The organism is Streptomyces sp. NPDC051211 (assembly GCF_040689505.1).
GTDB lineage: Bacteria > Actinomycetota > Actinomycetes > Streptomycetales > Streptomycetaceae > Streptomyces.
Genome location: NZ_JBFBAV010000039.1, coordinates 43371 through 67052, shown reverse-complemented (window position 1 = coordinate 67052; position 23682 = coordinate 43371). Strand labels below are relative to the sequence as shown.

The 23682-nt window shown below is 69.5% G+C and carries 20 protein-coding genes and 8 pseudogenes; 13 read left to right on the top strand and 15 right to left on the bottom strand.

Going from position 1 to position 23682, the window contains the following annotated elements:
* Positions 1-182 precede the first annotated feature (182 nt).
* Positions 183-737: pseudogene (locus tag AB0447_RS28915) on the bottom strand (transposase); the annotation flags it as partial.
* Positions 738-948: 211 nt separating this feature from the next.
* On the opposite strand from AB0447_RS28915, the gene AB0447_RS28910 reads away from it, so the two are divergent.
* The 4 genes and pseudogenes from AB0447_RS28910 (at position 949) to AB0447_RS28895 (ending at position 6496) form a co-directional block, all read left to right on the top strand.
* A complete protein-coding gene (locus AB0447_RS28910) occupies positions 949-2835 on the top strand; it encodes a serine/threonine-protein kinase (protein ID WP_366479761.1) in 1887 nt (628 codons plus the stop codon).
* Positions 2836-2916: 81 nt separating this feature from the next.
* A pseudogene (locus tag AB0447_RS28905) lies at positions 2917-3315 on the top strand (DUF4240 domain-containing protein); the annotation flags it as partial.
* Between the two features lie 379 nt (positions 3316-3694).
* Positions 3695-4108, top strand: coding sequence for a hypothetical protein (locus AB0447_RS28900; RefSeq protein ID WP_366479760.1), 414 nt, complete (start codon positions 3695-3697; stop codon positions 4106-4108).
* A 12-nt stretch (positions 4109-4120) separates the two neighbouring features.
* Positions 4121-6496, top strand: a complete 2376-nt coding sequence (locus AB0447_RS28895) for a hypothetical protein (RefSeq protein WP_366479759.1) — start codon at positions 4121-4123, stop codon at positions 6494-6496.
* Between the two features lie 99 nt (positions 6497-6595).
* Here AB0447_RS28895 and AB0447_RS28890 read toward each other — a convergent pair whose 3' ends face one another.
* A complete protein-coding gene (locus AB0447_RS28890; protein ID WP_366479758.1) occupies positions 6596-6736 on the bottom strand; it encodes a hypothetical protein in 141 nt (46 codons plus the stop codon).
* Between the two features lie 246 nt (positions 6737-6982).
* Positions 6983-7129 carry a hypothetical protein gene (locus tag AB0447_RS28885; protein ID WP_366479757.1) on the bottom strand — a complete coding sequence of 49 codons (147 nt, stop codon included), beginning with the start codon at positions 7127-7129 and terminating at the stop codon, positions 6983-6985.
* Positions 7130-7160: 31 nt separating this feature from the next.
* Here AB0447_RS28885 and AB0447_RS28880 point away from each other — a divergent pair.
* Positions 7161-7337: pseudogene (locus AB0447_RS28880) on the top strand (glycosyltransferase); the annotation flags it as partial.
* A gap of 4 nt (positions 7338-7341) precedes the next feature.
* Here AB0447_RS28880 and AB0447_RS28875 read toward each other — a convergent pair.
* The 4 genes from AB0447_RS28875 to AB0447_RS28860 form a co-directional block, all read right to left on the bottom strand.
* The gene (locus AB0447_RS28875; protein WP_366479756.1) at positions 7342-7776 is read right to left on the bottom strand and encodes a VOC family protein; all 435 of its coding nucleotides are present in this window, start codon (positions 7774-7776) and stop codon (positions 7342-7344) included.
* Positions 7777-7999: 223 nt separating this feature from the next.
* Entirely contained in the window at positions 8000-8872 is an 873-nt protein-coding gene (gene pucL / locus AB0447_RS28870) for a factor-independent urate hydroxylase (RefSeq protein ID WP_366479755.1), read from the bottom strand.
* The gene (locus AB0447_RS28865; RefSeq protein WP_366479768.1) at positions 8872-9156 is read right to left on the bottom strand and encodes a hydroxyisourate hydrolase; all 285 of its coding nucleotides are present in this window, start codon (positions 9154-9156) and stop codon (positions 8872-8874) included. Before AB0447_RS28865 ends, pucL begins: the two co-directional genes overlap by 1 nt.
* 391 nt (positions 9157-9547) lie before the next feature.
* Positions 9548-9844, bottom strand: coding sequence for a 3-oxoacyl-[acyl-carrier-protein] synthase III C-terminal domain-containing protein (locus AB0447_RS28860; protein WP_366479767.1), 297 nt, complete (start codon positions 9842-9844; stop codon positions 9548-9550).
* Positions 9845-9963: 119 nt separating this feature from the next.
* On the opposite strand from AB0447_RS28860, the gene AB0447_RS28855 reads away from it, so the two are divergent.
* Entirely contained in the window at positions 9964-10356 is a 393-nt protein-coding gene (locus AB0447_RS28855; protein WP_366479754.1) for an actin depolymerization factor/cofilin-like domain-containing protein, read from the top strand.
* 610 nt (positions 10357-10966) lie between these two features.
* Here the strand turns inward: AB0447_RS28855 and AB0447_RS28850 are convergent.
* A complete protein-coding gene (locus AB0447_RS28850) occupies positions 10967-11314 on the bottom strand; it encodes a beta/gamma crystallin-related protein (protein WP_366479753.1) in 348 nt (115 codons plus the stop codon).
* A 458-nt stretch (positions 11315-11772) separates the two neighbouring features.
* On the opposite strand from AB0447_RS28850, the gene AB0447_RS28845 reads away from it, so the two are divergent.
* Together AB0447_RS28845 and AB0447_RS28840 are read left to right on the top strand one after the other, a co-directional pair.
* On the top strand, positions 11773-11955 hold the full coding sequence (locus tag AB0447_RS28845) for a hypothetical protein (protein WP_366479752.1): 183 nt from the start codon (positions 11773-11775) through the stop codon (positions 11953-11955).
* Positions 11956-12055: 100 nt separating this feature from the next.
* Positions 12056-12565, top strand: a pseudogene (locus AB0447_RS28840) (DUF4246 family protein); the annotation flags it as partial.
* Between the two features lie 230 nt (positions 12566-12795).
* Here the strand turns inward: AB0447_RS28840 and AB0447_RS28835 are convergent.
* Positions 12796-12999 carry a hypothetical protein gene (locus AB0447_RS28835; RefSeq protein WP_366479751.1) on the bottom strand — a complete coding sequence of 68 codons (204 nt, stop codon included), beginning with the start codon at positions 12997-12999 and terminating at the stop codon, positions 12796-12798.
* Between the two features lie 293 nt (positions 13000-13292).
* Here AB0447_RS28835 and AB0447_RS28830 point away from each other — a divergent pair.
* A pseudogene (locus tag AB0447_RS28830) lies at positions 13293-13871 on the top strand (transcriptional regulator); the annotation flags it as partial.
* 107 nt (positions 13872-13978) lie between these two features.
* Here the strand turns inward: AB0447_RS28830 and AB0447_RS28825 are convergent.
* A pseudogene (locus AB0447_RS28825) lies at positions 13979-14144 on the bottom strand (GNAT family N-acetyltransferase); the annotation flags it as partial.
* A 138-nt stretch (positions 14145-14282) separates the two neighbouring features.
* On the opposite strand from AB0447_RS28825, the gene AB0447_RS28820 reads away from it, so the two are divergent.
* Positions 14283-14840 carry a hypothetical protein gene (locus AB0447_RS28820; RefSeq protein ID WP_366479750.1) on the top strand — a complete coding sequence of 186 codons (558 nt, stop codon included), beginning with the start codon at positions 14283-14285 and terminating at the stop codon, positions 14838-14840.
* Positions 14837-19507 (top strand): hypothetical protein, encoded by a 4671-nt coding sequence (locus tag AB0447_RS28815; RefSeq protein WP_366479749.1) that lies wholly within the window; start codon positions 14837-14839, stop codon positions 19505-19507. The genes AB0447_RS28820 and AB0447_RS28815 overlap by 4 nt, the downstream gene beginning before the upstream one ends.
* 1129 nt (positions 19508-20636) lie before the next feature.
* Here the strand turns inward: AB0447_RS28815 and AB0447_RS28810 are convergent.
* The 4 genes and pseudogenes from AB0447_RS28810 to AB0447_RS28795 all read right to left on the bottom strand — a co-directional run.
* The gene (locus AB0447_RS28810; RefSeq protein WP_366479748.1) at positions 20637-21089 is read right to left on the bottom strand and encodes a WD40 repeat domain-containing protein; all 453 of its coding nucleotides are present in this window, start codon (positions 21087-21089) and stop codon (positions 20637-20639) included.
* Positions 21090-21424: 335 nt separating this feature from the next.
* The gene (locus tag AB0447_RS28805) at positions 21425-21961 is read right to left on the bottom strand and encodes a transposase (RefSeq protein ID WP_366479766.1); all 537 of its coding nucleotides are present in this window, start codon (positions 21959-21961) and stop codon (positions 21425-21427) included.
* Positions 21958-22128: pseudogene (locus AB0447_RS28800) on the bottom strand (winged helix-turn-helix domain-containing protein); the annotation flags it as partial. The pseudogene AB0447_RS28800 and the gene AB0447_RS28805, both read right to left, overlap by 4 nt.
* Positions 22129-22133: 5 nt before the next feature.
* Positions 22134-22412: pseudogene (locus AB0447_RS28795) on the bottom strand (IS3 family transposase); the annotation flags it as partial.
* A gap of 107 nt (positions 22413-22519) precedes the next feature.
* Between AB0447_RS28795 and AB0447_RS28790 the strand changes: the two are divergent.
* Positions 22520-22807, top strand: a complete 288-nt coding sequence (locus AB0447_RS28790; protein ID WP_366479765.1) for a pentapeptide repeat-containing protein — start codon at positions 22520-22522, stop codon at positions 22805-22807.
* Between the two features lie 209 nt (positions 22808-23016).
* Here the strand turns inward: AB0447_RS28790 and AB0447_RS28785 are convergent, their stop codons facing one another.
* Complete coding sequence (locus tag AB0447_RS28785; RefSeq protein ID WP_366479747.1) at positions 23017-23280, bottom strand: recombinase family protein; 264 nt, start codon at positions 23278-23280, stop codon at positions 23017-23019.
* On the opposite strand from AB0447_RS28785, the gene AB0447_RS28780 reads away from it, so the two are divergent.
* Positions 23267-23476, top strand: coding sequence for a hypothetical protein (locus AB0447_RS28780; RefSeq protein ID WP_366479746.1), 210 nt, complete (start codon positions 23267-23269; stop codon positions 23474-23476). The two genes, AB0447_RS28785 and AB0447_RS28780, sit on opposite strands and share 14 nt — an antisense overlap.
* Positions 23477-23682: the final 206 nt, after the last annotated feature.

Below are 23682 nucleotides of genomic sequence, written 5' to 3'. Positions count from 1 at the left end.
CCACCTGTTCCTCACCGAACAGCGGAGCAGCCCAAAAGCCCCTGCCAGGGCCTGACCCTCTACCAGGCCCTGGACCTCCTCCAACACCTACTCGCCACCTGGACCGGCACCTGCCCCACCTGCCGACAACCCACCCCAAGACAGCCCCACGACACCACCTAACAAAGCACTACTAGGGCGAAGGCGAGGGGGCGGCATTTGCGGTCCGCGGCGAGGTGGACCTTGCTGGTGAGTCCGCCGCGGGACCTGCCGAGTAGGGCTTCATTCAGGCGGAGTTTGCGTCGGCGTCGGATGCGCCGTCGCTCGGCTTGTCTGTTTTGCCCCTTCGGGCCGCCCCTTTTGCCGGGCTTCCTCCTGCTCCCGCGCAGCCTCTTCCAAAGCGTCAATGAGGTCCTTGCCGACGCGCATCCCGGCGGCGTCGTGGTGGGGGCGAACCGTGGTGGAGTCGAGGCTGACCAGCGACAAGTCTGCTCTTCCCGCGCGAGCCGCCTCGGCGATCACGCCCTCGAGCAGAGCGGAGAAGACACCGGCGTCCCGCCAAACCCTGAAGCGTCCGTAGACGGTGGCCCAGGGTCCGAACTCGGCAGGCATCTCCCGCCACTGACCGCTGGAGCGGAACCGCCAGATCACCACCTCGAACTGCTCTCGCAGCCGTTCGGGTACGGGCCGTACGTGCCGATCGGCGTGTACGGCTCGATGAACTTCCAGTGAGCGTGCGTGAGTTGCCTGCGCGTCACGACCAATGGTCTACCGGATTCCATCCCCGAATAGGGGGGCGAATCCGTCAGTTATCGCGACATCACACAGCCCCTTGGTGACGCGGCCGTACCGCCATTCCCCGCCCTCGACACGGCTGGTATGTCTGGGAATGGGGCACTTGGCGGGGGTTCGTGAAGTGCCGGCCGGGAACTTCTTCAGTGATCTGACACGTCTTCTGATAGCCGTGGCGTGAGTGCTCCTCGAGACTCACGCCTGTTGCGATTCCGGATCTCGGGGGGTGCTGTGCGGGCGGGCGAACGGTGGGCAGGCAGGTACGAGCTGGTTGAGCTATTGGGCCGGGGCGGTATGGGCGAGGTCTGGAAGGCCCGCGACGTGCAACTGGGCAAGCTGGTGGCCGTGAAGGTGTTACTGGCGGAGTTGGGCGGCGAGAAGGCTGTGGCCCGGTTCCGGCGGGAGGCCGCGATCGGGGCCAGGGTGCGTCATCCGGGGATCGTGGCGGTCCATGACGCGGGGCAGGAAGCGGGACGCCCGTACATCGTGATGGAACTCCTTGAGGGCTCGGACCTGGGTGCTGCCCTCGCCGGCAAGCCCGCAGGCCTGCCCGTGGACGAGGCGGTAGGCCTGGCCCTCCAGGCCGCCGAGGTGCTCGCCACCGCCCATGAGGAAGGGATCGTGCACCGCGACCTCAAGCCCGCCAACCTCTTCCTGCAGGCGGACGGCCGGGTGAGGATCTGTGACTTCGGAATCGCCCGCTCCGTCGATTCGACCAGTGGCCTGACCGTGACCGGACACCCCTTCGGGACCCCGGCGTACATGGCCCCCGAGCAGTGGCGGGGCGCCCACGTCGACGCGCGCTGCGACCTGTACGCGTTCGGCTGCGTGCTGTACGCGCTGCTCACCGGCTCCCCGCCCTACAGCGGGGACTACTACGTCCTGATGCGCCGGCACTCCGATGAGAGCGCACCTTCGCTGCAGACCCTGCGCAGCGACGTGCCCATCGAGCTGGACCGGCTTGTGGCCGCATTACTGCAGAAGGATCCGGCGCGGCGCCCGCATTCGGCGCGGGTGGTCGCTGCGGTGCTGTCGCGCATTCGCAGCCTGCCCGGCGGAGTCCCCCCGGTGATCCAGGCATCTGGTGGTCAGCCGGTCGAGGGGCCGCTGGTTGCCTGGTTGCTGGCACGGGTCCGGGTCTCGACGGACAGCTGGCCGCTGGCCCAGGCCGCCGAGCTGGCCAGCCGGGTCAGCCCCGCGCTTGCACTGGAGCTTGTGGAAGCCGCAGAGGCCCGCCTGTGGAGATCCGACTGCCTGCCCACGGAGTTCATGCTCGCTGTCGACCAGTTAACTCTGTGCTGGGGTGATATCGCACCACGGCGTGCGTTGAGCCTGATAGCGGCTGCGGAGGTCCGGTTCGGGCACATCGACTGGGTGGCGGGCCAGCTGCCGGGCCTGTGGGCCCGCTTCAACCCGGCCCGTGCCCTCGCATCAGCACGGCGTCTGCCTCCAGGCAAGGCGGCGGACTCCGCGTGGACCGCCATGACGATCGCCAATCGTGACTGGCGGCATTCCCTGTCGTGGCTGGACTACATCACCGACCCTCTCCGCCGCGAGCTCGCCTTGGTCGACATCGCCGGAAAGGCATCGGACACCGACATGGATGAGGCCATGCGGATCCTCACCCGTCTCACCCTGCGATGGGTCTACGCCAAGGCATTCGCGGGCATCGGCTTCCGCAGGGCAACCGAGCACAGCGACATTGCCGGCGCACGGCATTTCCTGGACCTGGCCCGCACCGAAGAAGTCGCCTACCTAGCCTCGCCCAACCCGGCCCGCAGCGCCTGCATGATCATAGCCAATGAGATCATGCGGACCGAGTGGGCCATCCGCATGCATGAGCAGAGCCCTCCCGACCGGGCGCAAGCGCCACTCGACGGAGCCACTGCCCGCGCCCGCGGACTGGCCATCCCCGACGCCCCTGAAAGCCACGACCGGCTGCTCACCCTGGCACGCGAGTGCCTCGGACAGCCCACGCCAGAGCCCTTCGGCACCGAACTGCTCGACCTCATAAGCCCACACGCACCGATCCTTCCTGAACACGCAGACACCGCCCCCGCATAACCTGGCCAGCTGACGGTTTTGACGGTGAGCCGTAAGTGGGGTGCCTCTCCGATCAGAACCCGATCACCACGCGGTTAAACGCAGGTTCTGTGGGAGCTGATGGTTGACTCCTATACCAATCCTCTGTGGGTCGCTGCTTACATCACCAACGGTGGGTGTTCTGACGACGGCTTCGACTACTTCCGCGGCTGGCTGATCGCTCAGGGCCGTGAAGTCTTCGAGCGCGTAGTCGCTGAACCCGATGCCCTGGCAGAACTGCCCATCGTTCAAGCCTCCGCAGCCTACGGCGTCGACCTGGAGGGTGAGGACATGCTGGGCATCGCCTGGAACGCGCACATCTCGGCGACCGGTGATCAGCTCCCCACCAGCCCACCCACCATCCGCTACCGGGAGCTGGACCCCACCTGGAACTTCGATTTCGATGACCATGACGAAATGACTCGTCGCCTGCCCCGCCTGGCAGCTCTCTATCTGGAGTAGATGGAAGCTCGCAGTCACAAGATGAGATCAAACAGCGGAGGGCGAGGCTCCAGAACATCACTGTCCGTTACCCAGTGAGGCCATGAACACGTCTCGGCTGACGAATACGTGACACCTCAACATGCGGGCCTACCAGTCGGGCCGGAGAAGGTCGCCATCATGCCCGGCGCAACCTACGAGGCCCCGGCTTCGTCCGTCTGGGCGCTGCGACGGCTGGCCTGATCTGTACGGCCCGGTTACGGCGCGCTCGACTCTGGCGCCGGGGGACGGGCGTCCGTACGGTGAGCGCTTGGTACCCGAGGGCACGGCACGACACGCGAACCATGGCACCTCACGCATGGCACGACATGACACGCACGACACATCGAAGCGGGGGCGTATGTCGTTCGAGGAGGAATGGCGGCAGGCGCGCGCGGACGCGGCCGCCGTCGCGATGCGGCTGAACCAGACCGGAGGCGGCGGCGCCACGCCCGATCTGGCAGTCAAGAGCGACGAGCTGGGCCCGATCGGCGCGGACGCGCACGTGCTGTACGAGGGGGTGAAACGGGACACCGAGACCGCACGGGTGTCGAACTATGAGGCGGCCGCGGCGCTCACCGCCGCCCAATTCACCTGCGGCACCCAGCTCGTGCAGGTGCACGAGCGGTGGTACACGCAGGTGGGGACCCTGCGGGACGCCTGCGCGCAGATCTCCAACCACCTGGACTACTCGGTCGCGGCGCACGCCAAGGACGACGCGGAAATCCGGGGCGATCTGATGGCCGTGTCCAAGATCAACGAGCTGCTGAAGTAGGCGGGGCGAACCATGCTGACGTACTGGAACGTGCTACACGCGCCGGTCGACAAGCTCAAGACCGCTGTCGACGACTGGTCGGCCATGGCGAGCAAGCTCGCGCTGCTCGCCGCCGACGCCCGCGACGGGATGCAGAGCAAGGCCGACAAGGCGGACTGGGCGGGAGTGAACGCGGAGGTCACCCAGGCGTTCATCCGCAAGGTCGCGAAGGAGTTCGACGACGCGGCCAAAGAAGCCAAGGGGATACACCGGCTCCTGCTCGACGGGTACACCGCGTTCAAGAAGGCCAAGGACGCCCTCCAGGCGATCGTCGACGGCGCGGAGAAGGCGGGCATCGTCGTGGACAGCCAGGGCCTGGTCACGGCCCGGTACCCCGTGTCCGCCGACGCCACGACCCGGCACGACCCGGACACGGATCAAGCACGGGCCAAGGAGAAGGCCGATCTGGACGCCTGGACCGAGCGGATCCGGGCCATCGTCGCCGGCTGCATGGCCGATGACGAGTCACTCCGGCTCGCCCTGGCGGCGAACGTCGGCGACGCCCACGACTTCACCGCCCCCAAGTACACCAGCCTGGACGCGGAGGAGGCCCAGCGCGCCTACGAGCTGGCGGCCAAGGGGGCCAAGGGCGAGGGCCTCACCCATGCCGAACTCCAGCAGCTGAACCAGCTGTTGGCGGCGAACCAGTCGTCCGTCGAGTTCACCACCTCCTTCTACGAGAAGCTCGGTCCCAAGGGAACCCTGGACCTCTTCGTCCAGATGTCGACGGACACCTACACCACCGCAGGACCCAAGGAAGAGCAGCTGAAGGACGCCCAGGACCTCCAGCGGAACCTGGGCCTCACCCTCGCCACCGCGACCGACCCCGACAGCAAGATCCTGATACCCGGCGGCAACGGTGTCCCCGTCAACCCGCTCGGCGACTGGTCGGCCGAGTTCCGCAAGCTCGGCACCCAGAGGCTCCCCCTGTTCCCCGGCGACACCATGGGGGTGTACGGATACCAGGCGCTCGCCGGCATCCTGCGCTACGGCGACTACGACCCGCGCTTCCTCAACCCGATCGCCGGACACGTGGTGCAACTGCACGAGCAGAACCCGCACATGTTCTCCGATAACAAGCGCGACGCCTGGCAGCAGAACATCTTCAACCCGTCCGGCCTCAACGGGGCGGGCTACGACCCGCTGGCCGGCGTCCTCGAAGCCCTCGGCCACAGCCCCGAGGCCTCGAAGCAGTTCTTCACGGAGGAGCCGCCGACCGCGTACAACACGGACGGGACGGTCAAGGTGGGTGCCCAGCCCGACCTCGGGAAGGAGGACGGCCAGCCCATCAAGAACTATCTCGACTACTTCGCCCGCGAAGGCGGCGCGGAGTCCTTCCCGGACGTCGGCCGCAACGATCCAAATAACATGGACGGCACTGAGGCGTACGTGCCGTCCGCGCTCGGCCACGCCCTGGAGGCTGCGACGCTGGGGCACGCCTGGGACGATCCGCGGCCGGTCCTCGTCCAGGACGAGACCACCGCGAAGCTCACCCAGAGCGTCATAGAGGCGTACAGCGACGCGAAACTGCTCAGGGAGCAGGAGGCGTTGGCGGTGAGCATGGGACGCATTGGCGCCGGATACATCGACGACCTCCACTGGGCCCTCGACAACGGCGGCCAGCAGAGCGTGTTCGCCCCGCGCACGGATCCCCTTTCCCATGCCGCCGTCAGCCGGGAGGTCGCCGTCGACTTCCTGACCGCGCTGGGGCAGCACCCCGATGCCTACGAGACCGTCTCGGTCGCGGAGCAGATCTCCACCACCGCCAGACTGGACACGATGTTGCGCCCCGACCGCAACGTTCCGCTGCCCGACCAGGGGCCCGCCCAGTTCGTGATCAAGACCGGTGCGGAGGTGCAGGGACTGCTCGACCACGCGCGCGGTGAGCAGATCAGGGCCGAGGGCGAGAAGGCGTACGAGGCGTACGAGAAGGCGCACGAGAAGATGAAGACCTTGATCGAACTCGGCACCGGGGCCGTCGTCGGAGCGGGCTTCGCGGCGCTGCCCGCGACGACCGCGACCGTCGGCGCCGCGGCGATCCTCGTGCCGGTGGCCATGGACAGCGGCGCGGCCTTTGTGGAGCAGACGATCAACGACATCCTCGGGGAGTACGGCGAGAAGGCTCTCGAAGAGAAGAAGGGGAGCATCGAGGACCAGATCCACCGGGACACCAAGGACATCTATCTGGCCGGTGAAAGACGTTTCGAGGCTCCAGTGAATCGCTACATCGCCCTGCAGTACATCGACCCCAATGATTCGACCGCCTTCGCGCTCATCAGCGCGGCGGAGGCCGGCTACGCGAAGGGCAACGACCGGGCGGCGCAGACGGGTAATCCGCCGCAGACCTGATCGTCCTGTGCGCGACGGCCCCGCCGGGTCCGCCGCGCCCCGAAAGCGCCCTCGCCGCTCACGGCGACGACGGCGCTCGCGTCGTCGCCCCGTTCCCCTCTACCGCTCGACGAGGGCGAGGGCCGCGGCCGGGCAGGTGCCGACGGCGTCTGGCAGAACATGGGAGACATCACCACGGCGGCGCACCTGTCCGGGCCGGGCACCGAGTACGTCGAGATCGTCGCGGCCGACAGCCTCCATGTTCACCTGCCTGAGACATGCGCAGAGCACCGACACAGGGTCACGATCGACCGACATCGTGGCGAATGCGACACTCCTGAACATGCGGGCCTACCAGTCACACGGCCGATGTAGGTCAGGTCGGGCACGCCGTCCCGCAGCGGGGTTGGCACGGTGATCACCGCGATGTCGAAGCCGGCCAGCGCGGCGGCGTCGGCGGTCGCGGAGTAGGCCTGGTGTCCAGGACCGCGCGGAGCGTGGAGGAGGTCACTCCTCCACGTACGACTCGTCGGCGGTGAGCTGGTTGATACGGTGCAGGTCCACGTCGTAGCCGACGACACGGTGACCCACCTCGGCGGCACGCACGGCCAGAGGCAGCCCCACGTAGCCCTGACTAGCGACAACAACATCCATGACAAGTCCAACCTGGGTAAGGAGCACCGCAGTGCCCCTGGTTTCTGTGGTGATGCCGGTACACAACTCGGCCGCCACTCTCGGTGCGTCGGTGCGCTCCGTGCTCGCGCAGACCCACACCGACGTGGAGCTGCTGGTCACCGACGACGCGTCGACCGACGGCTCCATGGACCTGCTGCAGGATCTGGCCCGCCAGGACGAGCGTCTGCGCCTCAGTCGAGGCAGAACTCGTTGCCCTCAAGGTCCTGCATCACAATGCAGGACTCGTTCTCGCCGTCGGCACGCATCGTTCGCACATGTACCGCGCCGAGCGCGACCAGTCGTGCGCACTCGGCCTCAAGTGTGGCAAGGCGCTCCTCACCCACGAGCCCGATACCGGCCCGCACATCGAGATGCAGCCGGTTCTTGACGACCTTGCCTTCGGGAACTCGCTGGAAGAGCAGGCGCGGACCCACACCCGAGGGATCAGTGCACGCGAAGTAGATCACCTGCTCCTCGGGCGGCAGCGAGCGGTGGTACTCCTCCCACGTGGCGAAACCCTCGGGGACCGTCGGTACGACGTACCCCAGCACCTCAGACCAGAAAGCGGCGAGGCGCGCAGGTTCCTCGCAGTCGAAGGTCACTTGGAACTGCTTGATCGTTGACATCGGCGCACCCTACCAAGGGTGTCTCGCTGCCCTTTCCCCAGGTAGATCCCCCGCGCCGTCGAGATATCGAGCCAACCCCGCCGAAACCTGGTCTTGAGCGTTGTTGCAGGGCGGACAGTCCGACTGCCGCCATCGCCAAACGGTTGTAGCGAGCCAGCGCCTTCGCCGCGAACACCCCCTGGTGGGCTCCGACCACGTGTCCCCACCGTCGTCGCCGGAGCTGCTACCACCAGGCGAGGCCGGGGGCGGGGGCGTCGTCGCGCAGGACGGTGCCTTCCATGAGGCCGTAGGGCCGGTCGGAGGGGTAGAGGACTTCTTCGTGGTTGTCCATGCCGAAGGGGGAGAGGTCGATGTGCAGGTGGTGCAGGTTGGGCATGTGCAGTCGTACTTCCGCCAGGGTGGGGCAGGTGTCCAGGAGGGTGTGGCCCATGGTGTAGAGGACTTGCTGGGTGGACTGGCTGCGGATGGTGCAGAAGGTGTCGATGAGCGAGTCACTCGCCTGCCGGTAGGCGGTGGCCCAGTCGTGGCCGTCTTGGATGTGGTTGTGGCGCCAGGAGGCTTTGACGAGGGTGGCGTAGGTCCGGTCACCGGTTTCGCCGAGCAGGGTGTATTCGTCCTGGAGGAAGCTGTGGAACTGGGATCCGGCGGTCTGGAACAGGGCCAGGTCGCGGATGCCGGAGACGGCCCAGGCGGTGGTGCCGTCGTAGGTGATGGTGGCGGTGCGGGTTTCACGGCCGCTGCGGACGAAGGCGTGTTCGTTGACGCGGTCCCAGTGGTGTTCCTCGAGCCGGATGCGGGCCCGTTTGACGGTGTCGATGCTGTCCACGAAGTAGCGGGCGAGCCGCAGTCCGAAGTCCTCGATTTCACCGATGCCGTTCTTGGCGAAGGCGTGGGCGGCGTTCTTGTGGCTGTCGGTGGGCAGCAGGCCGGTGTTGTCGCCGTGCAGGTGGGTGGCGTCGAAGTCGCCGGCCAGGGTCGTGGTGACGGTAATGTCCTTGATCGCGTTGCGGCCCGGTGTGCCGTCCACGTCACGGTCGACGCGCACCAGTCGGCACTCGACCTTGCCGTACTGGTTGTCGCCGAAGGTGATGCCCATCAGTACCCCCGGTAGGTGGTGTAGGAGAACGGGCTGAGCAGCAGCGGCACATGATATTTCTGCGCCAGGTCCTCGACGGCGAACACCACCGGGACTTCCGGGTGGAACGAGGGCATGTTCTGGCGGGCGAAGAACTCACCGGCGGCGAACACCCACCGGTAGGTGCCGGTGGTCAGGCCACCGGAGTCCAGACACGCGAAACGCCCGTCTCGGTCGGTTGCGCCTTTCGGCGATCCGGTGCCATGTCCCGTCCTCGTGCAGCCGGTCCAACCGGACCCCGACACCGGCCACAGGCCCGCCCCGTACACCGTCGAGCACGTGTGCAGAGACCGTCATGTCGTGTTCCTTCCGCGGTCACCGTCACCGTCGCTGCTGTCACGGGGGGGGCGCCCTGCCCCGATCACGTTGCGGTCGTAGTCGCCTTGAGTTCCCGCTACGGCCACGGTCATTCCACTGCTTGTCCCCGGCCACACACGTGTGGGGGAAGCGTTTCCCGCCGTTTCTGCCGCGGGAGACACCCCAGGGGTGCGGCGGCGACCTGGGCTTCCGGAGCCTGTTCAGCCACGCTCACGACGTGGCGCCCGGTGCCGGCTGCCGGTTGCGCGGGTCGGCTGCCGCCATCGGTCCTCGTCTCGGCCCAGTGCCCCGGCAGAGAGTGGCTGCTTGACGTCCGGCTCAGGGAACCTCTGTGCCTGAGGCTGTCCAGTTGATCAGCATCACGCCGCCGCTGGCACCGCTGGCCAGACCGAACAGGGCGATCTTCATGCCGGGGTGCAGTCGTTTCTGTTCGGCGGCGAGGGCGAGTTGCAGGGGCAGGGTGGCGGCGGCCACGTTGCCTGTGCGGGGGAAGGTGGGCACGACCGTGTCAGGCTGGACGCCGAGGCGTTCGGAGAAGATCCGCACGAACGGGACGGACGGCTGGTGGACGCAGATGAGGCTGAGTTCGCCGGGATCGGTGTCATGCTCCTTCAGCCACTGGACGGCACGGGTGTCCAGAAAGGCTGAGCAGCAACCGGCGGGAACCCGCCCGCACCCGGTGTGAAGGAGCAGCAGGAATGTCTCGAAGCGGAGTTGGCCTCTCTAACGAGTGCGTGACCAAGTTCGATGAGCTCAAACTGAAGAAGCAGCTCAAGTACGTGGTCTACAAGCTGAACGACAACAAGACCGAGATCGTCGTCGAGAACGACAGCTCGGATGATCAGGAGGCGACCTACGACAGTTTCCTCGAAAGGCTGCCGGAGAAAGACTGCCGTTGGGCGGTGTACGACTTCGACTACCACAACGCGGAGGGCGCCCCGCGCAACAAGATCGTCCTTTTCGCCTGGTCTCCCGAAGGCTCGCCGATCAAGAGCAAGATGGTGTACTCAAGCTCCAAGGATGCCCTCCGGCGCGCACTCAGCGGCGTCGGTGTTGAAGTCCAGGGGACCGACTTTGACGACGTGTCTCACGAATCCGTCCTGGACAAGTGCCTGAAGGGGCGCTGACCAAGACTTGCGGACCATCAGTACAGCCGCGGGCGCCGAGAGCGGCCATCAGCAGGGTGCCGCACGGCGGGCGGGAAAGCAGCTGCCGGCAGGCCCCCTGGTCTTCAGTCTCCGAGGCGCGGGTAACCGCAAACTGCGCAACAGCTCACGAACCCTGCTGAGCTCCGCCGGCTGATCGGTGCCGCGGCCGGCGAACGCCTGAGCGCGGCCGGACGACCCGGCCGCGGTCGAATTTGACGCGGACGACGCGTGAGCCAGGCGAGTCCCCCGGGTGGTTCCCGCCACGCAGGGGCTCGACGCTCGACGGGTGCGCCCAACACGGCCGGGCTGTGGGTCCGGTGCTGGAGTGGCATCCCAGCGGCGGCATCCGCTGCACGACCCTACAGCCCGTGCAGCGACCGAACGCGCCGGCATTGTGCCAGCCTGGCCGGACCCGCCGGAGGTCCCGCCCTACATCTACCGCGGCCGCGCCCACTCCACCTCGAGGGCGGCCGGGGCGGCAGTGGCTGCGCACGCTGAGCGCCGCCTGGCCGCACGAGTGGTGCGTGCAGTATGGGGGGCCGCCGAGCGGCGGCCCCCCATACTGCGGGGTCTAGTCAGTGGAGGGGCGTCACCACAGCTCCGAGAAGTTGACGGCCACGTTCGCGTTGGACTGCTCGATTTCGGTGAAGGCGCTGCCGTTGATCTGCGCCGTGTTGGACCGGTTGGCGCCGTCCGTGATCACGATGGACGAGGTGCGGTCGTTGATTCCGCTGCTGAGGTTCGGTGCGTCGCTGGTGAGTTCGATGCTTTCGCCGTCGAAGTTGCGGCCGTCGAACAGGGTGACCGTCCATCCGGCCGGGACGCGCACGGAAGAGATGGTGTCGTTGAAGTTCTCGTCGAGCACGTGTCGGCCCGGGCCGAGCGCTGCGCTCTTGCCCTGGTGGTTGGTGTCGGAGAAGAAGACAGCTTCAGCCATGACAACTCCATCACTTGAGGTGCTTGGGGTGGCACAAAGAGTAACTAAGATCCATTCTGTGCCAGCCCACCCCGAGGACGGCGAGGGTGGCGAGCTGGTCGGCATCGAGCCTGTCGCGGCGCTGCTTCTGGTTGACGATCCACACGCCAGTGCGATGCTGCGTCCCGTCCGGGAGGTGCTCGACATGGGCCCGTCCGGGCAAGCCGCAGCCTTCCCGTTGGATGTATTGCGTGAGGGCCTGTACGCCCTTGTGGAATCACCCCAAGTTCGGCGAGGCGGCGCTGCTGTTCCTCGAGCGCCGGCCGCGCTGGGGCGGGCGAGTGTGGTGTCGTGCGCTTGCCGGTGGGTGGTTGCGAGGTCAGGTGGTGGGCGGGGTGCACAGGGGGCGGACGGTCTCGGCGGCGTGGAGGATGCGGTCCACGTCCTAGCTCCGGGCGTTCCAGCGTGACGTCCAGGACGTGCTCGTCCTCGGCCGCCACGACCAGGACGGCCGGCTGCGCGCGGTCGGCCGCACGGTCCCGCTACGCCCGGAGGTGGCCCGGCAGGTTGCCGAGCACTTGGCCGCGGTCCGTTCCGGGCACCCCTGGACGGGCGTCACGTTCGCGGCGGCGTGGGGGAGCCGGGAGGGCTCCGCTCAGTAGTGCGCTGGTGCGGCGGGACAGCAGTTGCAGCAGTTCATGACCTGCTCGACTTGGGCCTCCGCAGCTGCGGTGTCAGTGGGCCGGGCTATGCTTCCCCGGCAAGCCCGCGTACCCCGGCGGTTCGTGGCACGTCGAGGGCATGCTGAACGAGCGGATCGTCTCGACCGGCATCTACTACTGGGACAGCGAGAACATCACCGTAAGCCGGCTGGGATTCCGGGCCGCACTCGACGACCCGCATTACGAACAGAACGACGACGCCGGGCTGCGCGAGGTCTACGGCCTTGAGGACGAAGACGCGCTGAACCAGGTGCTGGGCTCGGTACTGACCCCTGCGGGCCGCTGCCTGGCGTTCCCCAACGTCCTGCAGCACCGCGTGGACGCGTTCCGCCTCGCGGACCCCACCCGCCCGGGACACCGCAAAATCCTCGCGTTCTTCCTGGTCGATCCGGCAGAGCAGATCGTCTCGACCTCCGACGTGCCGCCGCAGCAGCCCTGGTCCGACACCTCGACCATGACGCTCGAGCAGGCCAAGACGTACCGCGAAGAACTCATGAAGGAAAGGAAGTTCTTCGTCGACGAACACAACGAGCAGCTCTACGAACGGTAGTTCTCCCTCTGTGAGCACTGAACCGCTGGTGCGGGGACCCGGTGACATCGGCCCTGGGATATCCGTAGGAGTCTCGACGGCCTACGTCCCCCTCCAGACGTCATAACCGGCCGGCGGACGTTGCCGTAGCGGCGGGCCGTGGGGTCTTCGGGACTCGGTCCAGGCTCACGCCGGGGATGGGGGCTGCGCCTGCCGCCTCGGGACAGGGCGGGAGCAGCGCCGGGTAGGCGTCAGCCGGGCCGGCCTTCGGACTGCCTGCGCAGGAAGGCCTCCCGGTCGGGCTGCATCCTGCGCCGGTAGTAGATGCGCTTGGCCCAGGTCGCGGTGAGCCCCTCGATCATGTTGTCGGCGCGCATCGTGAACACGCGAAAGACGGCCAGGAGTACCCACGCGAGGAACGCGAGGGCCGCCGCGCTCTGGTACGCCCAGTCCACGGGTGCTCCCTGTCGCTTACCGGGCGGTTCACCGCAGCCATGGAGGCCGGCACCATGGCACGGAAGCGTCCGAGATTCACCGGGATGAGTACTACCGCGCCCAGTCCACGCCGACCTCGGTGAGGGTTGCGAGCTGCCCGGGATCGGAGCTGGCCGCGGCGAGCTTTGGTGTTCGAGTACCAGGCCCCGATGCGGTGCTCGGTTCCGTCGGGCAGCACCTGCACCACGCCGCGCCCGGGCAGGACGCCCTCCCGCGCAACGTACTGCGCGAGGCCTGAACTGGACGCCGACGCCGCGCCCATCTGCACCGGCTGGCCGGAACGACGCGGACCCGCCCGCCCGCCACCGCCACGGACCAGGTCGAACCCGCCCTGCGCGCACTGATCGGCGGCTACCCGGACACCCCCGCGTTCGTCATCAACCGGGCGCTGGACATCCTGCCGCCAACGCCCTCGCGAGGCCCTCCACTCACCCTTCGGGCAGGCGGACAACCTGGCCAGGATGGTCTTCCTCGACCCGGCGGGCCGCCCGTTCCACACGCGGTGGGACCGCACGGCCCGGGCCGTCGCCGGTCATCTGCGCGAGGCGGACGGACTGAATCCGGGCAGCCCGCGGTACGGCACCTGGTCGCCGAACTCACGGACCGAAGCGCGGACTTCGCCCGCTTGTAGGCTACCCACATCGTCCGCGGCAAGACCCGGGCGGCCAAGGACTTCCTCCACCCGGACGTCGGCCCGCTGCACCTCACCAACCACGCCTTCGACCTACGTGACGCCCCAGGCCGGCAACTGATCGTCTACCACGCCGAACCGGGAAGCCCGAGCGCGAAGGCGCGCAGCCTGCTCGGCTCCCTGCACGCCACGCCGAGCCGACGTACCGCGACGCCACCCGGGGACCGCCGGACCGGCCCGCCCGCCGGCACGCTCGACCAGCCGTGGCGAACCAGCAGCCGGAGGCCGCCCGGCCCCGTACGCTCGGCCGCGCTGTCCGGATGTCCCGAGACCTGTTCGACGTGGAGGCTGCCGTCGACGCGGTCGGCGATCAGATGGGCGACCGGCACGTCAGCCCCCTCGACCGCGGCCCAGGCCAGCCCGGCCTGCCGGCACCGGGGCGAGCCCGTCGAGCCCGATCGGCTCGTCATCGGCGGCGCTCCCGCGGACGGCGGCGACCGCTCGCCGTGGGCGGGGACGGGCTGCTTGGGTCGAAAGTGTGCGCTACCGAGAGACGATCTTCAGTACAGTGAGGGGCAGTTGGCCCTTCGTACTGTTCCAGGCGGGAGAACCATGCAGATCGCCATCACGGCGCGGGACGACGGCGGTCGGGTCGGTACGGACGATCTCAGGGGCTGGCTTGGGAAGCAGCGGGAGCTGCGCGGGCGCGTGCAGCGCGGGGCCGGTGAGCCGCCGGCGCCCGGGACGATGGGGACGGCCACCGAGTTCGTCACCGTGCTGCTGGAGCCGGGGGGCATCGTCACCGTGCTGGTGGCTGCGGTGGTCACCTGGGTGCAGAACCGCAGCGGCAGTCAGACCGTGACCATCACGCGGCCCGACGGCACCGAGGTGACCGTGACGTCCGACCGAGTCAAGGGCCTCAACGCCCAGCAGGCCGGCGCACTCGCCCAGGAGATCGCGGGGCAGCTGGGCGTCCCGATGCAGCGCCGGGAGGCGGCCGAGCGCACCGAGCCGGCCGAGCGCGCCGAGCGTGAGATCCAGGCCGAGCCGGGCGCCGCCCCGGCAGAACCCGGGGCGGCGGACGGAATCGCCCAGGCACCCCGTGACGGACGGCAAGAACCCCGGCCCGACCCCGACCCCGACCCCGAGGCTGACGGCCGCCGTCCGTGACCGCTCCGCCGCGCCGTACCAGCGACCTCACGGGCCCCGGCGTCCGTGCCGTGGTCGTCGGTACAAGCGTCCACGGTGCCGGGTCCCAACTCCCGGACCTGCCCAGCGTCGAAGCGTCCGCCCGCGACCTCGCCCGCGCCCTCCACGAGATCTGCGGCATGGAGCCCTCGCAGATCGAGCTGCTCCTCGACCCCGCCGACGGCGCCACCGTCGTCGAGGCCGTCGAGCAGGCCGTCGCCGACACCCGCGGCCTGGTCCTCTTCGCGTTCATCGGCCACGGGCTGCTGGGCCCGCAGGACCAGCTCTACCTCGCCACCGCCACCAGCTCCGCGCAGGGCATCGCGCGCTCCATCCCGTACCAGGTCATCAGGGACACGCTCGGCAACAGCGGCGCCCGCGTCGTCGTCCTACTCGACTGCTGCTTCTCCGGCATGGCGCAGGCCGCCTCCCGGGGATCCGTCCGCGACCCCTACGTCACCGCACGGCCCGACGGCAGCTTCCTGCTGACCTCCGCCTCGAACTACGCCGTCTCCTTCGCCCCCGAGGGCGAGCGTCACACGCTCTTCACCGGGAAACTGATCGACCTCCTCCACGAGGGCGATCCCTCCGCACCCGCCTGGCTCACCCTGGACGGCGTGTACGCCCACCTCGACCGCCGGTTCCAGGACGGGCCCGTACGCCCCCACCGGCAGAGCGAGGACCGGGCGGGCGAACTCGTCGTCGCCGCCAACAGGGCCTATCCCGCCGCCTCCGTACCGACGCCCGGGCCCGCGCACCCCGCCGACGGCACGGCCTGCCCCTACCCCGGCATGGAACCCTTCCGGGCCGAGGACCACGAGCGGTTCTTCGGCCGCGAGGCGCTCGCCGGCGATCTGATCGCCGAAGTCGTGCGGCCCGCACAGCCGACGGACGCGCCGGAGGCGGCGGCCCCCGCGCCGGTCGTCCTGGTCGGCGCCTCCGGCGTCGGCAAGTCCTCCCTCCTGCGGGCGGGTCTGCTCGCCGGCCTCGAACGCCGCTACGAGTGCGACCCCGCCACGCCCTGGCCCGCGCTGCTGCTCGCGTCCCCCGGACCGCACCCGCTGCGCGCCCTCGCCGACCTGTGGTCCCGGGCCTCCGGCACACCGCGGGCGGAGGTCGAGCGGCAGCTCGGCAACGGCCGCCTGCCCGACGACGGGGCCTGCCGGGTGCTGGTCGTGGACCAGTTCGAGGAGATATTCACCGCCTGCAAGGACACCGACGAGCGCGCCCGGTTCATCCGCGCCCTGTGCCGCGGCGCGACCGCCGCCACGGACGGCGACAGCCCCCGCGTCGTCCTCGGCCTGCGGGCCGACCACTACGGCAGCTGCCTCGAACACCCCGAACTCCGTCCCGCCCTCAAAAGGCAGTGGAACGTCTGGCCCATGGACGAGGACGCCCTGCGCGCCGCCATCGAGCACCCGGCCCACGACGCCGGACTCCGGCTGGAGACCGGACTCGTCGGCCTCCTCCTCCGCGATACCCGCGAGGGCGGCGGCCGCGACCACGGCTCGGCGCTGCCGTTCCTCGCCCACGCCCTGCGCGAGACCTGGACGCGCCGCAGCGGCGCGACCCTCACCCTCTCCGGATACGCGGCGACCGGCGGGATCTGGGAATCCGTGGCCCGTACGGCCGAGGACATCTACGAGGGCTTCGACGAGCCGGGCCGCGAAGCCGTCCGCGAACTGGTCCTCGCCATGGTCACCCTCACCGGCAGCGGCGACGAGGCAGTCCGCCGCCGCATCGGCCTCGACGAACTGCTCGAGGACCGCTCCGGGGCCCGGCGGCGCACGGTCACCGGCGTCCGCGACCGGCTCGCCCGGGCCCGCCTCATCACCGTCGACCAGACCACGGCCCAGATCTCCCACGAAGCGCTCCTGCGTGCCTGGCCCCGGCTCCGGCGCTGGATCGAAGAGGACCGAGCCGGGCTCGTGACCCGCCAACAGCTGACCGACGCCGCGGACGCCTGGAACCGCGCCGGGCGTTCCACCGAGTACTGCTACCGCGGTACGCGCCTGGTGGCGGCCGTCGACTGGCTGGGCGAGCAGCGGCACGTACGGCTGGTACGCCCCCTCGACCGGGAGTTCGTCGCCGCGAGCCAGGCCCTCGACCGCTCCGAACGACTGCGCGAGCGGCGCCAGCTGGAGCAGGAGAAGCGCCGTACGCGCGAGCTCGGGGAAGCGCTGGCACGGGAGCAAGGGCAAGCGGAGGACCTCCGTCAGGCGGGGTTACGGCTGCAGCGCCAGGCGCGCCGGCTGAGGCAGTTCGCCGGGGTGATCGGCGGGATACTGTGCCTGGCCCTGGTCGCCGCGGGAGTCGCGCTCCAACAGCGGTCGAACGCCCGGGCCAACGGCGAACAGGCACAGAACCGCCAGCTCCAGGCAGCCGCCCGCGCCGGCATCGGCACCGATCCGCGCGCGGCCCTGCTGCTCGCGGTCGCCGCCTACCGCGAGGCCCCGTCCTCGCAGACCCGCGACACACTGATGGACGTACTGAGCGGAACGCAGTACGCGGGCTCCCTCGACGCCGGGGGCGCGGTCGAATCGATGGCGTACAGCGACGACGGCCGGACCCTGGCCGTGGGCCATTACGACGGGGTCGTCGGCCTGTGGGACCCGTCACGGGCCGACGGGGAGCCGCGCAAGCTCGCCGAGGTCGTCGCGAAGAAGCCGGGCATCCTCGGAAAGACCGCGCTCTGGATCGGCGACGGCACGTCCCTGCTGCTCACCGGGGCGGACGACGAGAAGTCCGTGGGCGCGTTCTCGCTCGCCGCCGACCGCGGCCGCCCGCAGCCCCGGGGCAGGAACGCGCTGCCGATGGAGGGGTTCGTGCAGCAGGCGGAGTTCAGCCCCGACGGCCGGCTGCTCATGACGGCCTCCTCCTACGAGACGAGGCTCTGGTCGGTGGACCCGGGACGCGGCGCCGTCCGCGCCCGCGCAACCTTCCCGCAGCGCGAGAGCAACGTCCGGGCCGCCGCCTTCGGGCCGGGCGGGGCCTTCGTCGCACTGGCCTGGCAGGACGGCACGGTGGAGCTGTGGGACGTCGGGGACCCCGGCCGGCCGCGCAGCTTCGGCACGCTGGAGGGCACCGGCGGCCCGGCCCGCGCCATGGCCGTCAGCTCGGACGGGAACACCCTCGCCGTCGGCACCGGCGACGCCCAGGTCCGCCTGTGGGACGTCTCCGCGGCCGCCGGCCGAGGCCTTGCCGCCGCGGACCGCCGCCCCACCGCCGTGGTCAGCGGCCACGGCGGCCCTGTAGAAGCCGTCGCATTCAGCCGGGACGGCCGCCACCTCGCCCTCGGCAGCACCGACAACTCGGTTACGGTGTGGGACGTCTCCGGGGCCCGCCCGGCCCGTTCGGCTGTCCTGTCCGGTCACGCCACCACCGTCTCGGCCCTGGCATTCGCGCCCGACGGCCGCACGCTCGCCACCGGCGACACCGACGGGGACGTGCGGTTCTGGTCGCTGACGGACCGGCTGCTCCCCACCGTCGCGGCGCGGCCGTTCACCGCACCCGCATCGGACTACGACCGGTGGCTGCAATCGGAGGTCCCCCACGTCCTGTCCCCCGACGGGAGCGTGCTGGCCGTGGCCATCACCGACGATCAGCTCGGTCTGATTCCGCTGACGGGGCTGTCCGCGGGCCACCGGGCGGACGCGGTCCGCCTGGACGCGGGCGGGGAGTCCCGGTACGGGGCGATGTGGTTCTCGACCGACGGCGGTCGGCTGGCGGCCGAAGGCCCGCCGGGCGTCCTGACGGTGTGGAACGTACGGGATCCCGCCCGCCCGAAGCAGGAGTTCCGGTTCCAGGCGGGCGCGGCGGGCGACACGTACGATCTGAAGGTCTCCATCCGGGACGGCCTCATGGCGACCGGCTCCGAGGCCGGAGTCACCCTGTGGGACCTCTCCCGGCCCGGCCGGCCGGAGCGGCTCGGCTTCGTCAAACGGGATTGGAAGCGCGTCCCGGACGTCCTGCTCGCCCCTAACGACCCCGTCCTGGCCGTCGACGGGGCACTGTACGACGTCGGCGACCCGCGCAAGCCCGGCCGGCTGTCCGCCCTGCCCTCCGCTGACGGCAGCCGTGCCTATCCGACGCCGCGCGCGTTTTCCCCCGACGGCACCCGGCTGGTGGTGACGGATTTCGGTGAATGGGGAGGCTTTCTCTACGATGTCTCCGACCCGGCCCGGCCCCGGTTCCGGGGCCACCTCCCCCAGGGCAGCGAGACGGGGCCGTACGCGTTCAGCGCGGACGGCCGACTGCTCACCGGCGCCGGCGCCAGCTCCGGCACCCGGCTCCTGGCCTGGGACGTGTGGGACCCCACCGCTCCGCACCCCGTCGCGACCCTCACCCTGGACGACGAGGCGGGCGCCCTCGGCATGTCCTCCGACGGCGCCACACTGACCACGTACAACCACCCCGGTCAGGCCGTCCGCTGGAACATCGCCCAGCTCGGCGCCACCCTGCGTGACCCGGTCGCCCGCGCCTGCAGCCTCGCCGCGGCCAACCCCACCCTCGCCGAATGGGAGCGGATGGCCCCGGGCGTCCCCTTCCGCCGCGTCTGCCCCACCCTCACCCCCGCCCCCTCCCCACCCCCCACGGACGCCTTGCCGACCCTCCCTGCACGCCCGACTCCGCTCCCCGCGGGGAACTGAGGACGGCGGGCCCCCGAACCGCTGGATCGGCCTGCCAGCCCTGACCACCCTCATCGCCGACGAGGAAGCCCCCTGACCCCTGCCGTTGCGCTGCGCCCATGGCAGCAGACCGGGACTTCTTCCCGCCGATCCTGCCTGCCGTCACTGAGGCAGAGGTCGCCTGGCGACTTCGCCGCGCCACCCCTGACCCGCACATGGCTGCGCTCCTGGCCACCCCAGTGTTCACCGCGGCTTCGACTACCCAGCTCGATACCGTGCACGTGAGTGACCTCGCACCGGAGGGTACGGCCGTCACGCTTCACGACCACGGGCTCCGCTGGAGCTGCATGACCTATTACGTCCCCGCTTGGGCCCGGGCCCTGCTGCGGCTACAGCCTTCATCTGGAGGATCGAGGAACGTCGCAGCGGTGCAGCGAGAGCTCGTCGAGCGTGCTGCCCGGCAGTCTCCTCCAAGGTTGGCACCGTCGTTGACTACGTTGCAGTGTGCGATCCGGCGGGATCTGTCGCCGGGGGAGCGGGCGGGGCTTGCCGGGGGTGAGCGCGAGGCCCGTAAGCATGACGTGTTCCTGGCCCGGCCGCGGGGCTGACGGAATCAGGTGTGGGAGGCCGATCACGCGTGCAGGCCCCTGTCCTGGTCGATGTCGACGACACCGCTCCGAGGCCGTGGGTCACATGGTTCGTGGACTGCGCCACGAGCAGGATCAAGGATGTCGCGGTCACGCCGGGGCATCCGTCGCGGGAGTCAGTGCTGGCTGTGTGCTGCGGGCGGCGGCCTCCGCACCGCCCCATTGGTTGCTCGCCAGCGGCATGCCGGTGCCCCCTGATCGCCCAGTTGGGGCACGTTGCAGCTGGCTTGGTAGAAGGGGATAGGGATGTCGTGAGCCCTGAGAGCCTCCCGTGTAGCGGGCCAGCAGCTCGTCGAGGCTGGACAGGCGGATGGCCGTCGCCTCTCGGGCCTCACCAACGCCCTGGTCGCAGGCTTCTGGATCCCCTCCGCGGCAGGCCCGTTCGATTCAGCCCGCCACGCCCTCCGCTGCTGCCGGCCCCCGCGGAGCAAGCCGACTCGTGAGCACGCTGCGGGACGCGGCGATATAGGGATCGGAATCAGGGTGTCCTGTTCTGTGTTGCGTCAGCTGGTGGGGCGGGGGCACACGGTCCCGACTGACTGGCCTGGCTGGTACGCCATCCGTTCCTCGCGGGTGAGGTCGTGGTTGACGGCCTGGCAGATCCTCTTCACTGCTGCGGCCGGCTGGGGCAGTACGACGTTCCACAGCCGCATGGTCTTGTCGAAACCGCCGGTGCCGAGGGTGCGTCCATCCGGGCTGAACGCCACCGAAACCACCTTCTCGGCATGCGTGTCGAGGGTGGAGACGACCTTGCCGGCAGCCACGTCCCACACCCGTGCGAACTGGTCCAGACCGCCGGTGGCGAGGGTGCGCCCGTCGGGAGTGAAGGCCACGGAGAGCACCGCCGGGCCCTGCTTCAGGGTGGAGCGTGGTGTGCCGGCGGCAACGTCCCACAGGACGACCGTCCCGTCGCCGCTGTCGGTCGCGAGAGTGTGTCCGTCGGGGCTGTACTTCACTGCCAGCCCCCGTGGTGTGCCCGGTCATTGTGGTGCGGTCGGCCACCTCCCACAGCCGTACGGAGCGGTCGTAACTGCCGCTGGCGAGGGTGCGTCCCTCGGGGCTGAACGCCACCGGCTCCACGGTGCTGGGCCTCTCAGGCAGGGTGGTCCGGGGCTTGCCGGTGGCCACGTCCCACAGCCGTACGGTCAAGTCGTTGCCGCCGGTCGCGAGGGTGCGTCCATCTGGGCTGAACGCCACCGAGTTCACCGGGTCGGTGTGCCCGGCGAGGGTGGCGCGCGTGTGTGCCGACAGCCGCGTCCGACAGCCGCACCTTGCTGTCCTACTGAGGATTTCAGGGTGGGGTCGGTGGGTTGATGGTCAGACCGGTGGCTGTGAGACAGCCGTCGATGAGGTCGGGTCGGAGTTGGATTGTGCGTAACTCGCGGCGGAGTGTGCGGTCGAGGTCGTCGGGGGTGTCGAAGGCGGTGTTGGCCGTAGCTCTGCGCACGAGCGACCAGACGGCTTCGACCGGGTTCAGGTCTGGCGCGTATGCCGGGAGGCGGATGGTGGTGAGCCAGTCGTGCTCGGCCTCATACCGCTTCAGCCCGGTGGCCAGGTGGGTGTTGAGATTGTCCCAAATCACCACGATGGGTCCGCCGAGCTGGATATGGGCCCTCACCAGCAGGTCGCGGTAGTCCTGCCAGGAGAAGCTCTTGCGGGCGCCCTTGAGCAGGAGATGGTTGCGGGGCCGGTGGATGAGACGGCTCTTCTCGCCGGGTTTGTAGCAGCACAGCGCGGCGACCGAGGTCCGGCGGCGGGAGCGACCGCGGACGCGGATGACGGGGGTGTGTCCGCGCCGGCCCCAGGTGCGGGCGCGGGGCGGCGTCATGGAGAATCCGGCCTCGTCCTCGAAGACGAGCCAGCCCCCACACGCCGCCGCGAGCCTTTTACCCGCGGCCACACTTCCTTCTTCCACAGCTCCACCGCGTGCTCGTCGCGCTCGAGGGCTCTGCGGGCGGGTGCCTGCCAGGACCAGCCGTGCCGTTTCAGCAGCCGCCACTCTAAAATTCGACAGGGGTCAGTCGGCAGAGTGCGGCTTGTATGCGGCGTCGGTCATAGGTCCGCTCGATCCAGGTCACGATCGTGATCCGCAGTTCCTCGCGGGTGGTCCAGCTTCGGCGGTCGAGGACGTTCTTCTGCAGCAGGCTGAAGAGACTCCATGGCCGCGTGGTCGCCTGCTGCCCCGACCCTCCCTATCGATCCGGCCATCCGGTGCCGGTCGAGAGCGCCCGGACGAACTTCCGCGACCGGAACTGCGATCCGCGATCGCTGTGCAGGACGCATCCGTCGACGTGTTCACGTCGGGCCACGGCGTTGTCAGGGCGGATCTCCGCGGTGCGAACCTCCAAGCGGACTCCGACACGCGAACCTCTAGAACGCGGACCTCATTAACGCCAACCTCGAAGGCGCGGACCTCCGGGGCGCAGACCTCCGTGGCTCAGACTTCTACGACGCAGAGCTACGCAGGGCAAGACTTGAAGGCGCAAACCTCGCACATACCGGCCTCCACCAGGCGAACTCTGTTGAGGTGAACTTCATTGCCGATGCTCTCATCTACCGGTCGACCAAATTGCCGCCTGATGCGGCCAGTGACGCGACGATCAACACTCGGATCGAGAAGTGCGAGCAGGCGCTGACATGTGAGAGTGCCGAGATCACGGGGACCGAAGCGTAACCAGCAGGGTGGCTCCGAAGGAGCCGGCCATCGAGCATTCGTTCAACCACGGCAGATGATCAAAGCAGACGCCTTCAGCGTCTGAGTCTGCGCCCCGGTGTGCCCTGAGAGGCTAGGACTGTGTCTCCATCGCCAGTGTCCGGCGCAGGGTTTCGCTGATGGGGTTGTCAGCCGTACGAAGTCAGCTTGGGGCTGGCGTACGCGTACGGTCACCCGCGGCCGGTGCTGGCGGTGGCTTCGTCGTATGCGGCCAGGGTCCGGTAGAGGGTGGAGCGGCCGACGCCGAGGTGCTCGGCGATGGCGGTGACGGACTCCTTGGCGTCGCGGCGGCGCAGGGCGACGGCGAGCATGTCGGCATCGACGGCCGGGGGCCGGCCGTCGTGGTTGCCGTTCGCGGCGGCGGTGTCCAGGCCGATCAGGGTCCGTTCGTGGATCAACCCCCGTTCGACCTCCGCCATCGTGGCGAACACCACGAAACAGGACCTTGCCCGCGCCCTGCGGGTCGTGGATGCCGGACAGCGGAGCGCTGAGGATCTCCAGGCGGGGGTCGCGTTCGGCGAAGTCCTGCGCGGAGGTGATGAGCTCGACCATGTTGCGGCCGAGGCGGCCGCCGCCGCCATCGCCCCGACGGCGGACCGGCTCGCTGCGCACTTCGGCCGGACCGTCTGATCCGCTCCTCCGCTGACAGCGCTTGAACCTGAGCGCCGTAGTTGGCCTTACGTTCCTGGGACGGGATGGCCGAGCCCTTCGTATGGTTGGGCCGCCCGGGGGTGCCGGGTGTGGCTTCTAGTTGGCTGCCGTCCGTGGCTGCAGTGGCTTGGCCGCCCGGCGCCCCACGACGACCCGGCCGCCAGATTGGGAAGTGCGACAAAGAT